The sequence below is a fragment of the uncultured Rothia sp. genome (assembly GCF_937976295.1).
GTDB lineage: Bacteria > Actinomycetota > Actinomycetes > Actinomycetales > Micrococcaceae > Rothia.
The window spans coordinates 1-14,146 of the sequence record NZ_CALJRY010000230.1; the positions used below are offsets into that span (position 1 = coordinate 1).

Here is a 14,146-nt window from a genome sequence, read left to right on the forward strand (position 1 = left end):
TTGCACCCACCATGACGTAGGGCTGTTCCAGGTGCTCCGAGGGCTTGAAGTTCGCGCGGTAGGTGTCTACCGCCTCCTGCAGCATGGCGGGCGCAAAATGCGAAGCGAACGCGTAGGGCAGACCCAGCTGTGCGGCAAGCTGCGCACCGAACAGGGAAGAACCCAGAACGTACAGGGGCACCTTCGAGCCCTGACCGGGAATGGCGTGCACGCGGTGCATGGGGGAGGGCTCGCCCAGGAAGCGCTGCAGCTGCTGCACCTCGGCGGGGAAGCTCATGGCGGCAGAATCGTCGCGGCGCAGAGCGGCGGCGGTCATCGGGTCGGTGCCGGGCGCACGGCCCACACCCAGGTCAATGCGGCCGGGGTGGAATGCGTTGAGGGTGCCGAACTGCTCCGCCACCACGTAGGGTGCGTGGTTGGGGAGCATAATGCCGCCCGAACCCACGCGAATACGCTCAGTTGCGGCGGCGATCTCCGCCATGACCACGACGGTCGCCGAGGACAGCAGGGAGCCGGCATTGTGGTGCTCGGCGACCCAGAAACGCTCGTAGCCGTAGGATTCAGCCGCGCGGGCGGCATCGATGGTGTTGAGCATGGTCTGGTGCTGACGCTGATCGGGGCGGTGCGGCATCAGGTCAAGCACCGAAATTTTTACGTTGGAAGACATAACTTTTCCTTCTGAAATAGATTGCGGGTACCCGTCCAGCCTACGCCTGCTTGGGCTGGACGGGTAGGGGCCTTCGCTAGCAGGTAAAAATGCGACGAAATACTGCACGCCTGCACGCTGGTTGCCTGCACGCTGGTTGCCTGCACGCCGGTTACCTGTACAGTGGTCTGTCCACTCTGTGCGTTTGAGCTGAACACTGTGCACAAGAACGGTAGACTGAAATCATGAGCATTAACCCTGAGATTGTGGGCAGGGTCTACCCGTCCGAGAACACCTACGTTGTCGGTCGTGAAAAGATCCGCGAATTTGCCCGAGCAGTTCACGCAGAAAACCCCCTCCACCACGACGTTGAGGCAGCCCGCGCGGCAGGGTACGCAGATGTGATTGCCCCGCCGACCTTCGCCATTATCCTGGCGCAGGCAGCTGACGCGGCACTCATCAACGACGATTCCGCCGGTATTGATTTCTCCCGCGTGGTGCACGCCGACCAGCGCTTCACCCACCACCGCCCCATCGTTGCCGGTGATGAGCTGCGCACCGAAGTTCACGTGGACTCCGTGCGCGTTATGGGTGCCGGCGCAATGCTGACTACCCGTGAAGAAATCGTTGATGCGCAGGGCGAGCCGGTCACCACCTGCATTTCTTCCCTGCTGGTTCGTGCTGAGGAGGAGAACTAATGGTGCGTTTTGAAGATCTTGAAAAGGGCCAGGACATCGGTTCGCGTACCGTGGAGCTCTCCCGCGCTTCGCTGGTGCGTTACGCTGGCGCATCCGGTGACTTCAACCCGATTCACTGGAACGAGCGTTTTGCTCAGTCGGTGGGCCTGTCCGGCGTGATCGCTCACGGTATGCTGACCATGGGCACCGCCGTGCAGCTTGTGAGCGACTGGGTGGGTGACCCCGGCGCGATTGTGGACTACCAGACTCGATTCACCAAGCCCGTTCCCGTGGCGGATGCACCCGGCGGCGAAAACCCCGACACCCCCACGAACGCCCTGACCATCAGCGGTAAGGTGGGTGCCCTGAATGAGGAGGAACGCACCGCCCGCATTGACCTGACCGTCACCGCTCGTGATGAGGAAGGCAAGGAGCAGAAGGTTCTGATGAAGAGCCAGGCTGTGGTTCGTTTCTCGGTATAGATTTTCTGTGCGTGTAGATAATGTGTGAAAGCCCTGGCGCTACCCGATGCGGTGGTGCCGGGGCTTTTGCACGCCCGGCTGTGCGCTCGGCTGCGTGTGTGGCAGTGCGCTTGCCGGCGGGGTGGTGGCGCTTCTTTTGGCGGGAGGTGCGCCGGAAAATGAAGGCAAAATCACCATAAGGTTTTCGTGACTTTAACACGTGGCGGGTGTTAACCCCGCACAACGACCGGTATTCTTAACCTATGACTGAAAAGCTGTTGAGCGAACTGACCACCGCCCAGGTAGGCGGCCCCGCTAAGACCTACGTCCGCGCCACCTCCGAAGCAGAAATTATCGAAGCAGTCTCCGCTGCAGACGCCGCAGGTGAACCCGTCCTCATCGTGGGTGGCGGCTCCAACCTGCTGGTTTCCGACGAAGGCTTCAACGGAACCGTCGTACACATCGCCTCCGAAGGCGTAGAGGTTCTGCCCATCCCCGCATGCGGCGGCGCGAACGTGCGCGTGCAGGCAGGCACCATCTGGGACGACTTCGTGAAGCTCAGCATCGAGAACGAGTGGGTCGGCCCCGCGGCTCTCTCCGGCATTCCCGGCACCGTGGGTGCAACCCCCGTGCAGAACGTCGGCGCATACGGTGTCGAGGTGGGCGAGTTCATCGCCTCCGTACGTACCTGGGACCGCGAAAAGAACACGCTGAAGACCTTCGCGAGCGCAGACCTGCGCTTCGGCTACCGCGACTCGGTACTCAAGCGCGCAACCGTCAACGGCTCGCCCCGCTACGTGGTGCTGACCGTTGATTTCCAGTTCACCCTCGGTAGCCTGTCCTCCCCGATTCGTTACGCTGAGCTGGCGAAGAGCCTGGGTGTTGAGCCCGGTCAGCGCGCCGAATCTGCCCTGGTGCGTAAAAAGGTGCTGGAGCTGCGCGGCTCCAAGGGCATGGTGCTCAACCCCGAGGACCGTGACACTTTCTCCACCGGTTCCTTCTTCACCAACCCGATTGTTCCGCGTTCTACTCTGGAGTCTCTGCCCGAGGGCGCCCCGAACTTCCCGGTGGTTGTGAAGACTTCCCCGTTCACCGCCGGTGTCGAGGACCCCGATCACGTGAAGCTCTCGGCTGCTTGGCTGATTCAGCACGCAGGCTTCGATAAGGGCTTCGGCCTGGAGGGTGAGTCCCGTGAGATTGCTCAGGGCCGTGCAAGCCTGTCGACCAAGCACACCCTGGCGATTACGAACCGCGGCGGCGCATCCGCTGAGGATATCTTCGCTATTGCCCGCGCTGTGCGCGACGGCGTGCGTGAACGTTTTGGCGTGACCCTGGTTCCTGAGCCTGTCGTGGTCAACGGAGAAATCTAAACGCTAAACTTCTCGCCTCTGATAGCGCGAGGACGCATAAAATAAACACTTCAGAATAAACGCTTCGGGCGGTCTCTTCATTGGAGACCGCCCGAAGCGTTGTATTAACTCGCTGAGCTAGTGGCGAGGGGAGGAGATGCGTGCCTGCCCCGGCAGATAGGGCCTGCGTTTGGGCGCTGTGCGCGTTGCCGCCAGGGGAGCGGCAGGCAGGTGCTCCATCAACACCTGAACCGCCAGGGGAAGCTTCTGCGGCGGGCTGGGGGCGTGGAAAATCGGCTTATGGCGCGTGGGCCGGTACGGGTAGTATTCCGCGTCCTCGCTGTGGGACCAGACAAGGTTGCCGAACTCGCCGGGAACGGGGGAGAGCACGTTGGCGTAGTAGGCGCGTGCCTGCAGGTCGGTGCGCTCGGAGGTGCCGGTAGATACGCCGCCGGGTACGCGGTCCTGCTCGATGATGAGGGCGCGGACCATGCCACCGACGGTGCTGACCGCGTTCACGTGCAGGGCGAGTAGGTCCCCGTCCTCGTGGTCAATCTGTACCTGCCCGTCCGCGAGGATTCGGGCGCCCATCGTGATGCTACTGGCGATTCCTTCGCAGAGGGCGCGGATGAGCGCCATGCGTGCCGGGTAGAGGTCTGCGATATCCCAGCCGATGAGGGCGGGCGCGGCGGAATTGCCTGCGTATTCCTCGCGGGATTCGTAGGCGGCGACGTCCACGTAGCCGCGGGCGATGGGCTCGCGGTCGTAGGGGCGGCCGTCGCGCTGCTCCCAGAAGCTGAGGGCGGTTGCGGCGAAGACAGCCTGGCCGTCGCGTACGGCGACGCTGAGCGTAAAGTCCTGCGGGTAGCCGTTTTTGGTGCGTGGGCGCAGGGTGATTGCGCGGGCATATTCGTTGAATTCCTCGGGCCAGTCCAGGTAGTAGCTCATTTTTGCCCCGTCGCCACGGTGCACGGTGAGTTCGCCCGGCAGCAGCATGGCTTCGGGCACGCCGCCGGCGCGTTCTGCGGCGTAGTGTTCGCTCACGGGCCAGGGGCTGAACTCTGTGCGGTAGAGGTTGGAGAGGAAGGAATCGAGCATAGAACGTATCCTCTCATAGTTTGAGGTTGTGGTGCATGGTTAGAGGCTTATATGACAAATGAGCTGTCCCTTCTGGCTGCTCGGAAAGAGCGTTCAGGAGGGACAGCTCATCGTGTAGGGTGGGCGGCTCGTTAGAGGGATTCGCCGCGGCGTTCAGGCAACAGGAACACGGTGGTTGCCGCTACCAGGAACGCGGTGGAGAAGAGCGTAAAGAGCAGCGGGGTTCCACCGAATGCGACCAGCGGCGGCACAATGAGCGGTGCCGCGATGGAGGCGATACGACCGATACCGGCGGCGGCACCGGTGCCGGTTCCGCGCAGGTGGGTCGGGAAGATCTCGGGGCTCAGGGCGTAGAGGGCACCCCACGCGCCGAGGTTGAAGAAGGAGAGCATACAACCGGCGAGGATGATGAACGCTTCGGTGTGCGCCATACCGTAGCCAGCCGCCGCCAGAGCGGAGCCGAGCAGGAAGGTCGCCAGGGTTGCACGTCGGCCCCACTTTTCGATGAGGTAGGCGGCGACCGCGTAGCCGGGCAGCTGGGCGAGGGTCATGATGAGCGTGAACGCGAAGGACTTCACGAGGCTGAAGCCCTGGGCGTTCAGCAGCGCCGGAATCCAGATGAACGCGCCGTAGTAGGAGAGGTTGATGCAGAACCAGATGACGCACAGGGCGATGGTCTTGCGGCGCTGACCGGCAGCCCAGATCGAGTGGATCTTCGCGGATTCTGCGTTGTCGGCGCTTTCTGCAGCGCCGTGTACGGAAGCGTCTTCGGCCTGCTTCTTATCGGTTCGGGAGAAGAGCGCGGGGGAGGCCTCGAAACGTTCAACGATCTGGCGTGCCTGATCGTGCTTGCCGACCGACTCCAGGAAGCGCACCGACTCCGGGGTTCCCATGCGGATCACGAGCGAGTAGATGGCGGGAATCAGGCCGATGGCAAGCGCCCAGCGCCAGCCGTTCGCCTGCGGAACGATGAAGGTACCGATGAGAGCGGCGAGAATCCAGCCCAGAGCCCAGAAAGCCTCCAGAGCGACCACGACGCGGCCGCGAATAGCGCGCGGCGAGAACTCAGAAATCAGGGTGGATGCCACGGGAAGTTCCGCTCCCAGGCCCAAACCGACCAGGAAACGGAAGACGAGCAGCACGCCCAGAGAGGTTGCCAGGGCGGAGGCGCCGGTCGCCAGACCGTACACCAGCAGGGTGAGGGCGAAGATGTAGCGGCGGCCGAGCTTGTCAGCGAGTAGACCGCCGAAGGTTGCACCGAGCGCCATGCCGGCGAATCCGATGGATCCGAGCCAGGAGGCTTCGGTGGGGCTGAGCTGCCATTCCTTGATGAGGGCCGCCATGACGAAGGAGATGAGGCCGACGTCCATGGCGTCCAGCGCCCAGCCGAGACCCGAGATACCCAGGAGCTTGCCGTGGGCGCGGGTGAAGGGCAGGTTTTCGAGGCGTTCGTTGAGAGTTGGCGCGGCGTTGCGTTCGGTAGCGGGTGCGGAGGTGCCAACAGGTGCAGCGGCGTTGGTGCGGGGTGAGTCCGTTGATACGGGACGAGAGGAGGACACGGTAGTGGGTCGCTTCCTTAGTGTTCTAGGCGTAGTGCCGGGTGAATTGTTCCCTTACAGTGTATAAAGGTATTTTTGACTTGAACACCATTGAAACGAAAAAACTTTGAAGAAGACGAAAAATCTCATAGATGAAGAAATCTTTCACAGCCGCTACCCAGCTGTAAATGCTATTCTCTAACCACCGCCGCCTGGTGAAACTCACCTACGGCATGTTTGGAAGGACCACCCCTGAAAACCTTTGAAGATGAAATCAAGGAAAGCGAGACCAGCCGCTTTCACCGCTGGCTCGAAGCCCGCAAGGAGCGCATGTACGCGCATCCGGTCATGCGTCATCTCTACAAGCTCCTCGTCATCGGCGTGGGCGCCTTCTGCTTTATCGCCGGGCTGATTATGCTGGTCACCCCCGGCCCCGGCTGGCTGTTCATCTTCATCGGCCTGGGTATTTGGGGTACCGAATTCCCCTGGGCGCGTCGCGCCAATATTTTCATGAAGCACGTGGTGCTCACCGCCTGGTACCGCTACCGCGCCTGGCGACAGCAGCGTAAGGAACGCAAGGCGGCTACCGCATACCAGCGCTAACCAAGTTCACGCTAATCAAGCTTGAGCTAACCCGGCTCGCACTAATCCAGCCCGCGCAAGCTATACGCAGACGCAAAAAGCCCTCGCTCCCATCCCACAAGAATGGTAGCGAGGGCTTTTGTGTAGCTTGTCAGTGAGCTTTAGAGCTTGCCAATAGCAATCTGCAGCATACGGCGAATCGGCTCAGCAGCACCCCAGAGCAGCTGGTCACCCACGGTGAACGCGCTAATGTACTCGGGGCCCATCGCCAGCTTGCGCACGCGACCAACCGGAATCTCCAAAGAACCGGAAGCAGCCACGGGGGTCAGCTGCTCCATGGAAGCCTCACGCTCGTTCGGCACGAAGCGAACCCAGGGGTTGTCCTCAGCGATAATGCGCTCAATCTCCTCGAGCGGCAGGTCCTTCTTAAGCTTGATGGTCAGCGCCTGAGAGTGCGAACGCATCGCAGCGATACGGACGCACAGGCCGTCCATGGTGATCTTCTCGTCCTCGGAGCGGCCCAGGATCTTGTTGGTCTCGACCTCAGCCTTCCACTCTTCGCGGGACTGGCCGTTACCCAGGTCAGAGTCAATCCAGGGAATCAGGGAGCCGGAGAGCGGCACACCGAACTGGGTGGAATCCAGCTCACCGGAACGCTGCTTCGCGAGGACCTTGCGGTCGATATCCAGGATTGCGGATGCGGGGTCGTTCAGCTCCTCGGAGACCTCGTTGCCCAGGTCGCGGAACTGCGTGAGCACCTCGCGCATGTGGCGGGCGCCGCCACCGGATGCTGCCTGGTAGGTCATGGAGGTTGCCCACTCGACCAGATCGTTCTTGAAGAGGCCGCCCAGACCCATCAGCAGGCAGGAGACGGTGCAGTTACCGCCGATGAAGTCCTTCACGCCGGATGCCAGGCCGCGGTCAATGACATCGCGGTTGATGGGGTCCAGCACGATGATGGAGTCATCGTTCATGCGCAGGGTGGAAGCGGCATCAATCCACAGGCCGTCCCAGCCGGCTGCACGCAGCTTCGGGTGCACAGCCTCGGTGTAGCCACCGCCCTGAGCGGTCACAATAATCGAGTGCTTACGCAGCTCGTCAATGTCGTATGCGTCCTTCAGCTCGGACGGCTCAATTACGCCGTCGAAGGTGGGCGCTGCGCCACCAACATTAGAGGTGGTGAAGAAGACGGGGGTAATGCCCTCGAAGTCGCCTTCCTCAACCATGCGCTTCATGAGGACGGAGCCCACCATGCCGCGCCAGCCAACAAAACCTACAGAGTCACCGGGATTAAAGTTCATGGTTCCCAGTGTACTCTCAGGCTGGCGGGTGCGGACTAGCGCTGTACAAAAAATTTGATATTCGGAACGACCCGGTACCGGCACGTGTGCGAGAGCTACAGACGCTCCAGGTGCTGGAACGAGAAGTACATGGGGTTCTTCGTGCCCGACTCATCGAGCAGGTAGCCCTTCTCGCTATTCTCCCAAGCACTCTCGGAGGTGACCCGCCAGCACCCGTTCGGTGAGCTGCCCTCGCAACTGCCCGCAGAATCTGCAAGCTGCAGTTCGGGCGCTCGCGTATCGCCGGTAATTTCGTTACCTTCCTGGCAGTAGAAGAGGGTGCGCTCCACCGTCTCAACCCGACCGAAGGCGGGCAGGTCGGTGCGGGAGAGCGCCTCCGCGTAGACGGAGCCGCCACCAATAATCCAGGTGTCAACCGCGGCGGTATCTGCGGGGGTATCTTCAACCGGCGCGCCCGCGGCGTCACGAGCCGCGTACAGCGCCGCATCCAGCGAAGGAACCCACAGCGCACCATCGCGTTCTTCCGCCTCGGCGGCCGAACGGCTAATCACAATATTCGTACGGCCCGGCAGGGGGCGAAAACGCGGCGGGAACGACTCCCAGGTGCGGCGACCCATAATCACCGGAGCGCCCAGCGTCACCTTCTTGAAGTGCGCCAAATCCTCCGGAGCGTACCAGGGCATATCCCCGTCACGACCAATGATGCCGGCATCAGTTTGAGCCCAAATAGCGCCCAGACGGTACATCATGCCTCCTTACAACCTGCAGTTAGACCGCAATCGGGGCGGCAATACCGGGATGGTGCTTATAATCCACCAGCTCAAAGTCTTCATACTCGTAATCGAAAATAGAAGGCTTCTTGGTCTTAATCACCAGCTTCGGGTACGGGTACGGCTCGCGCGGCGGGTAGGGGTTGCCCTCCGGGTCGGTGCCGTAGCCCAGCTGCTTCTTCACCTGCTCCAGGTGGTTCGAGTAGATGTGGCAGTCGCCGCCGGTCCACACGAACTCGCCCGGCTCCATACCCACCTCCTGCGCAATCAGGTAGGTCAGCAGCGCGTACGAGGCGATGTTGAAGGGCACACCCAGGAACATGTCCGCGCTACGCTGGTACAGCTGGCAGGACAGCTCCTTCACACCGTCCGCGCGTTCGTGCACGTAGAACTGGAAGAGCGCGTGGCAGGGCGGAAGCGCCATGTTGTCCACCTCGGCGGGGTTCCACGCCGAAACAATATGGCGGCGCGAGCTCGGGTTATTCTTCAGTGACTCAATGACCTTCGCAATCTGGTCAATCGTGCCACCATCGGGGGTCGGCCACGAACGCCACTGCACACCGTACACCGGGCCCAAATCGCCGTTCTCATCAGCCCACTCATCCCAAATGGTCACGCCGCGCTCCTGCAACCAGCGCACATTCGAGGAACCGCGCAAGAACCACAGCAGTTCAATAGCAACGGACTTGAAGTGCACGCGCTTGGTGGTAATCAGCGGGAACGACTCACGCAGATCAAAACGCATCTGACGGCCAAACACGCCGAAGGTGCCGGTGCCGGTACGGTCGGAACGCTGCGCATCCGCCGCAATGGCGTCCTTGTTCTCCTCGAGGATTTCGCGCAGAAGATCTTCGTAAGGGGTGGGGATTGCATGAGTCATAAGAAAAACCTTGGATCCTGTTAGTAGGCGTCAGAAGCGGCAAAATCAGCCGCCCCTCTATTGTAAAACTCTCGAAGATGTACGGATATAGCAAACGCGCTGAGCATAAAGCCCAGCGCGCTCGCTATCAGGGTATAAAAACTAGTCCAGGGCCGCGCGTACTCGCTCCACCGAGACAATACGCGGGTCATCGCCCTCGGTCACCTGCAGAACCAGGGCATCGCCGGGCTCCAGGTACGGGTCCTCGGTCGGAAGAAGCTCGGCAGAACCTTCGAACAGGTACTCGCGCAGAACATCCATCACCTGGGGCAGCACCGGGCGGTGAGTGCACAGCAGCGAGGAAGAATCCTTATCGAACAGCGACGCCACGGTACGGGCAACACGCGCCGGGTGACGCTGAGCGCCAGCCTCAGACAGGGACTTCTTCTCCTTCACCGACACACCATAATCCACCGAGTACGGGGTCACGGTCTGAACGCAACGCAGCCACGGGGAAGAAATAATGCGACTCGGAGCCCACGCCGCAAAGAGACGGCTAGAAGCCAGCGCCTGACGCTTGCCGGTTGCCGCAAGCGGACGGTCATCCTCAGCGGCAGCCCAGTTCGAACGCGGCTTAGCCTTCGCGTGGCGGGCAATGAGAATCGGGCGGGTACGCAGCGCATCCGCCTCAGCCAGAGCCTCCAGGGATTCCAGAGGTGCCAGGTCATCCTGGTTAGTCAGCAGAGCGCGAGCTACATCGGTGGTTACCCAGCGCAGCTCATCCACTTCACCCTCGTCCGCCAGGGCGCGGGCACCCTCGGGAAGCTCCGCAGCCCAGTAGAAAACATCCTTCGGGCGGCCGCCCACCAGGTAGGAAGTCACCGCCAGGGGCACGCCCAAAACAACCTGCAGGCCGACCTCTTCGCGAATCTCACGAATAGCGGTCTCCGCCAGGGACTCGCCCGGATCCTGCTTGCCCTTGGGCCAGGACCAGTCATCGTAGCGGGGACGGTGAATAATCAGGACCTCAAGCGCACCATCGCGCATGCGCCAAATCAGTGCACCAGAAGCAACAATATCCGCAGTGTTCGCGGGGGCGCGGTCAATGCTGTTGACCGCATCAAAACGTCGTGCCGAGTAGTAGATGGAGGGGGAATCCAGCGGTGCCATATCTCTCTCTGATTCTCTTCGCTAGGCTACGCACAATGCCAACGGGCACCATGCTCCGCGTCTAATTGTAGGTGAGAGAGCGGTCAAGTTGTAATCTCAACGTAACCTGTTGTTCACTTTTACGCTAAGTGGACTAGTCCACCGCACGTTTTTGCACGACACGCGGAAAACCCCGCCTGCCCCACGCCATAAAGCGCGAGAACAGACGGGGTTCACAACCAGAAATCACCGGTAGGTCAGCGGCAAATCCTTAGACCTTATCCGCCACGTTCTTACGGGAACGCGAACGCAGATAGTACGACTGCACATCCTGCAGCGGGTTGCCCTGATCATCGGTGTCGTGGCGGGTCCAGTTACCCTCAGAATCCAGGTGCCAGGTACGCGAAGAATCACTCATGTAGATGGTGAACATGTCACGCAGGTACTTCACGTGGCGCGGATCCTTCACCGGTACCAGGGCCTCAATGCGGCGGTCAAGGTTACGGTGCATCATATCGGCAGAGCCAATGTAGACAATCGGATCGCCACCGTTCTCAAACGCAAACACGCGCGAGTGCTCCAAGAAACGACCCAGCACCGAACGGACGCGAATATTCTCGCTCAGACCCTTAACGCCCGGGCGCAGCGCGCAAATACCGCGAACCACCACATCCACCGGCACACCAGCCTGCGAAGCGCGGTACAGCGAATCGATGATGGCCTCGTCCACCATGGAGTTGCACTTGAACTGAATCTTCGCCGGACGGCCCGCCTTGTGATTCTCAATCTCCTGATCAATGCACTCAATCAGGCCGCTACGCAGAGTACGCGGCGCCACCAGCAGCGACTGGTAGTTGGTCTTCGGCGCGTAACCGGACAGCTGGTTGAACAGGCGGGAGACATCCTCACAAATCTGCTCATCGCAGGTGATCAGGCCCAAGTCCTCGTAGAAACGAGCGGTGGACGGGTGGTAGTTACCGGTACCAATGTGCGCGTAACGACGCAGATGGTTACCCTCGCGGCGTACCACCAGCGACAGCTTGCAGTGAGTCTTCAAACCCACGATGCCGTACACCACGTGCACGCCAGCGCGCTCCAGCTTACGAGCCCACGAGATGTTGGCTTCCTCATCAAAGCGAGCCTTAATCTCGACCAGCGCCACAACCTGCTTGCCAGCCTCAGCCGCCTCAATCAGCGCATCCACGATGGGGGAGTCACCGCTGGTGCGGTACAGGGTCTGCTTAATCGCCTGAACACGCGGGTCGGCGGCAGCCTGCGCCAGGAACGCCTGCACACTGGTCGCGAAGGAATCGTACGGGTGGTGCAGCAGCACATCGTGGTCACGGGCGGCAGCGAAAACGTCCGCAGCCTTCGCAGTCTCGGTGGCGTTGAGCCAGCGGGACGTGTGCGCAATGTGCTTGGGGTAGTGCAACGCCGGGCGGTTCGCGCGAACAATCGCACTCATACCGCGCAGATCCAGCGGAGCCGGCAGACGGTACACCTCGGACTCATCAATGTTCAGCTCAGAAATCAGCAGATCCAGGATGGTCGGGTTGATGGTGTCCTCAACCTCCAGCCGGACCGGCGGACCGAAACGACGGCGCAGAAGCTCCTTCTCCAGAGCCTTCAGCAGGTTTTCTGCATCGTCCTCTTCCACCTCAAGATCCTCATTACGGGTCACACGGAAGACGTGGTGCTCCACAACCTCCATGCCGGGGAAGAGGGTATCCAGGTGCTCAGCAATGATGTCTTCGAGCGCAATGTAGCGGCTCTCGCGGCCCGCAGTGTTGGCGGCGCGGGAACCATCCACAGAGACCATACGGTCCAGCTGATCGGGCACCTTCACGCGAGCGAACAGCTCCTTGCCGGTCTGCGGGTTACGCACCAGCACCGCAAGGTTCAGCGACAGACCCGAAATGTAGGGGAAGGGGTGCGCCGGGTCAACCGCCAGCGGAGTCAGAATCGGGAAAATATCGCGCATGAAATCCTGACGCAGACGCTGCTTAGCGTCCGTATCCAGGTCGTTCCAACCCACAATGCGGATGTTCTGCTCCTCCAGAGCCGGCAGCACCTGGTTGTGGAACACATCGGCGTGACGAGCCTGCAGCTGGTGAGCGCGTTCAGCGATCTCTTCCATCTGCTCCTCGGGGCTCAGACCGGCAGCCGAAGGAACCGCCAGACCGGTTGCAATGCGACGCTTCAGACCCGCCACACGCACCATGAAGAACTCGTCTAGGTTCGATGCCACAATCGACAGGAAGTTCAGACGCTCCAGCAGGAACAGGTTCGGGTCCTCCGCGAGCTCCAGCACGCGGGTGTTGAAATCCAGCCAGCTGCTCTCACGGTCAAAGAAACGATCCGGGCCGAACTCCTCTTCAAGGCTGAAGTAGGAGCGCTTCTCACCCTTCTCAATGCGGTCACCGCGAGAATCGGCGCGCTCAATCTTCGAAATATCGTGGCCAATGTGAATAACACCGGTCATGGGCGCAGGCTCAGACGGCTTGGGCTTAGGCGCCTTATTCAGGCCATTAGGGGCGGGTACCATACTGTACTTGCCTTTCTGATCGGGGATAAGTCGTGAAGAAGCACGCCAACTGTGGCGCACTAAAACTAGGCGGCAGGCTCATTCTGCTGGGCGGGAGCGTACATGCGGTCAACCGTCGCCACACCGAAACCCAACGAAGTGTAGAGGGCGTATGCGGCGGTGTTATCGGCGTCCACGTACAGGTCGATGGCGCGCAGCGGCTCACCGTTCTCGTCCTCAGCGCACGCCAGGTATGCCAGCGCACGCAGGGTAAGGGTTCGGCCCAGGCCGCCTCCCTGTGCCTGCGGGCTCACACCCACCACGTAAATCTCGCCGGAGGGGGACAGCTCGCCCTGCTCCTGACCGGTCGGGATCTTCGTCCAGGTGAACGCCGCAATGGCGGAGTCATCCTCCACCTCGGAGGCGATGAAGAAACCCTCGGGACGGAACCAGGGGGAGCCGGTGCGCTCGCGCAAATCGGCAAGGGTGAGCTTGCCCTGCTCCGGGTGGTGCGCAAAAGCGGAGGCGTTCACGCGCAGCCAGGGGAATTCGTCCGCGCCGGTGAAGGTGCGCATCCGCAGGTTCTCCGGCAGAGTGCGTGCATCGGAGCGTTCTACGAGGTCTTCGCGGGTCTGCGCGTCCAGGGGCAGAACCATCTTGTACAGCACGCGTACCGGCTCAAAACCGTGCAGGGTCGCGAACGCGTGGGCGGGGCTTTCAATGCCGGTGTCGGTGGCGCTGCCGTGAACCCAGAGGCGGTATCGTACGGCGTCTTCACCCAGCTGACGGACGGCGTGGTCGAAGAATGCGCTGCCGGCGCCTCGTCCGCGGTATTCGGGGGCGACGGCTGCCTCAATCACGCCGGTGTCTTCGTCGTTTGCTGGGGTGAGCGCCACGAACACGGCGGCGAGGGTACCGTCATCCTCGGCGACAAAGAAACGCGGAGGGGTGAGGGTGCTTTCACGCAATGCCTTGCTCAGCTCGATGCGGGTCTGCTCGGAGAACGCCGAAACGCCATCGTGCTTAGCGACCGCCTGCGCAAAGGAGTCGAATCGTTCCAGCAGCTCTTCGGTGAGCTGCGGTTCCGCGTAAACAAGGGAGCTTTCAGCGGGCAGGGTGGAGGGATTGGGTGTCTGACTGTGTACCATCATCGCCTTCTTTCGTAGCCTTCTGATTCAACTCTACCGGGGAT

Annotated in this window: 13 protein-coding genes; 4 read left to right on the forward strand and 9 right to left on the reverse strand. The window is 61.4% G+C overall.

The genetic code is table 11. The annotated features are described in order from the left end of the window. Positions 1-667 (reverse strand): LLM class flavin-dependent oxidoreductase (locus Q0216_RS06155; protein ID WP_298593776.1); only part of this gene is annotated, 667 nt, incomplete at its 3' end. A 224-nt stretch (positions 668-891) separates the two neighbouring features. Between Q0216_RS06155 and Q0216_RS06160 the strand changes: the two genes are divergently transcribed. From Q0216_RS06160 to Q0216_RS06170, 3 genes are all read left to right on the forward strand, one after another. Continuing rightward, complete coding sequence (locus tag Q0216_RS06160) at positions 892-1,344, forward strand: MaoC family dehydratase N-terminal domain-containing protein (RefSeq protein ID WP_005504824.1); 453 nt, start codon at positions 892-894, stop codon at positions 1,342-1,344. Beyond that, positions 1,344-1,805: a MaoC family dehydratase gene (locus tag Q0216_RS06165; RefSeq protein ID WP_298593777.1), complete on the forward strand. Its 462-nt coding sequence runs from the start codon at positions 1,344-1,346 to the stop codon at positions 1,803-1,805. Before Q0216_RS06160 ends, Q0216_RS06165 begins: the two co-directional genes overlap by 1 nt. A 242-nt stretch (positions 1,806-2,047) precedes the next feature. After that, positions 2,048-3,154: a UDP-N-acetylmuramate dehydrogenase gene (locus tag Q0216_RS06170; RefSeq protein WP_298593779.1), complete on the forward strand. Its 1,107-nt coding sequence runs from the start codon at positions 2,048-2,050 to the stop codon at positions 3,152-3,154. 117 nt (positions 3,155-3,271) lie between these two features. Here the strand turns inward: Q0216_RS06170 and Q0216_RS06175 are convergent, their stop codons facing one another. Both Q0216_RS06175 and Q0216_RS06180 read right to left on the reverse strand, forming a co-directional pair. Next, complete coding sequence (locus Q0216_RS06175) at positions 3,272-4,231, reverse strand: histidine kinase (protein ID WP_298593781.1); 960 nt, start codon at positions 4,229-4,231, stop codon at positions 3,272-3,274. A gap of 131 nt (positions 4,232-4,362) precedes the next feature. Continuing rightward, positions 4,363-5,790 carry an MFS transporter gene (locus Q0216_RS06180; RefSeq protein WP_298593783.1) on the reverse strand — a complete coding sequence of 476 codons (1,428 nt, stop codon included), beginning with the start codon at positions 5,788-5,790 and terminating at the stop codon, positions 4,363-4,365. 216 nt (positions 5,791-6,006) lie between these two features. Between Q0216_RS06180 and Q0216_RS06185 the strand changes: the two genes are divergently transcribed. Then, the gene (locus Q0216_RS06185; RefSeq protein WP_298593785.1) at positions 6,007-6,372 is read left to right on the forward strand and encodes a PGPGW domain-containing protein; all 366 of its coding nucleotides are present in this window, start codon (positions 6,007-6,009) and stop codon (positions 6,370-6,372) included. Between the two features lie 140 nt (positions 6,373-6,512). Here the strand turns inward: Q0216_RS06185 and asd are convergent, their stop codons facing one another. The 6 genes from asd to mshD all read right to left on the reverse strand — a co-directional run bounded on the left by asd (position 6,513) and on the right by mshD (position 14,105). After that, positions 6,513-7,652 carry an aspartate-semialdehyde dehydrogenase gene (asd, locus tag Q0216_RS06190; RefSeq protein ID WP_298593786.1) on the reverse strand — a complete coding sequence of 380 codons (1,140 nt, stop codon included), beginning with the start codon at positions 7,650-7,652 and terminating at the stop codon, positions 6,513-6,515. A gap of 95 nt (positions 7,653-7,747) precedes the next feature. Then, positions 7,748-8,398 (reverse strand): dihydrofolate reductase, encoded by a 651-nt coding sequence (locus Q0216_RS06195; RefSeq protein WP_298593795.1) that lies wholly within the window; start codon positions 8,396-8,398, stop codon positions 7,748-7,750. Positions 8,399-8,420: 22 nt separating this feature from the next. Beyond that, the gene (locus Q0216_RS06200; protein ID WP_298593788.1) at positions 8,421-9,302 is read right to left on the reverse strand and encodes a thymidylate synthase; all 882 of its coding nucleotides are present in this window, start codon (positions 9,300-9,302) and stop codon (positions 8,421-8,423) included. A 141-nt stretch (positions 9,303-9,443) separates the two neighbouring features. Beyond that, complete coding sequence (locus Q0216_RS06205) at positions 9,444-10,451, reverse strand: NUDIX hydrolase (protein WP_298593789.1); 1,008 nt, start codon at positions 10,449-10,451, stop codon at positions 9,444-9,446. Between the two features lie 250 nt (positions 10,452-10,701). After that, positions 10,702-12,975 (reverse strand): RNA degradosome polyphosphate kinase, encoded by a 2,274-nt coding sequence (locus Q0216_RS06210; RefSeq protein ID WP_298593791.1) that lies wholly within the window; start codon positions 12,973-12,975, stop codon positions 10,702-10,704. Positions 12,976-13,040: 65 nt separating this feature from the next. Then, complete coding sequence (gene mshD / locus Q0216_RS06215) at positions 13,041-14,105, reverse strand: mycothiol synthase (RefSeq protein ID WP_298593793.1); 1,065 nt, start codon at positions 14,103-14,105, stop codon at positions 13,041-13,043. Positions 14,106-14,146: the final 41 nt, after the last annotated feature.

Bases quoted from the DNA above. Each gene is read 5' to 3' on its own strand.
- Q0216_RS06170 (WP_298593779.1), top strand. From the start codon at position 2,048: ATGACTGAAAAGCTGTTGAGCGAACTGACCACCGCCCAGGTAGGCGGC.
- Q0216_RS06195 (WP_298593795.1), bottom strand. From the start codon at position 8,398: ATGTACCGTCTGGGCGCTATTTGGGCTCAAACTGATGCCGGCATCATT.
- Q0216_RS06160 (WP_005504824.1), top strand. From the start codon at position 892: ATGAGCATTAACCCTGAGATTGTGGGCAGGGTCTACCCGTCCGAGAAC.
- Q0216_RS06205 (WP_298593789.1), bottom strand. From the start codon at position 10,451: ATGGCACCGCTGGATTCCCCCTCCATCTACTACTCGGCACGACGTTTT.
- mshD (WP_298593793.1), bottom strand. From the start codon at position 14,105: ATGATGGTACACAGTCAGACACCCAATCCCTCCACCCTGCCCGCTGAA.
- Q0216_RS06210 (WP_298593791.1), bottom strand. From the start codon at position 12,975: ATGGTACCCGCCCCTAATGGCCTGAATAAGGCGCCTAAGCCCAAGCCG.
- Q0216_RS06175 (WP_298593781.1), bottom strand. From the start codon at position 4,231: ATGCTCGATTCCTTCCTCTCCAACCTCTACCGCACAGAGTTCAGCCCC.
- Q0216_RS06200 (WP_298593788.1), bottom strand. From the start codon at position 9,302: ATGACTCATGCAATCCCCACCCCTTACGAAGATCTTCTGCGCGAAATC.
- asd (WP_298593786.1), bottom strand. From the start codon at position 7,652: ATGAACTTTAATCCCGGTGACTCTGTAGGTTTTGTTGGCTGGCGCGGC.
- Q0216_RS06165 (WP_298593777.1), top strand. From the start codon at position 1,344: ATGGTGCGTTTTGAAGATCTTGAAAAGGGCCAGGACATCGGTTCGCGT.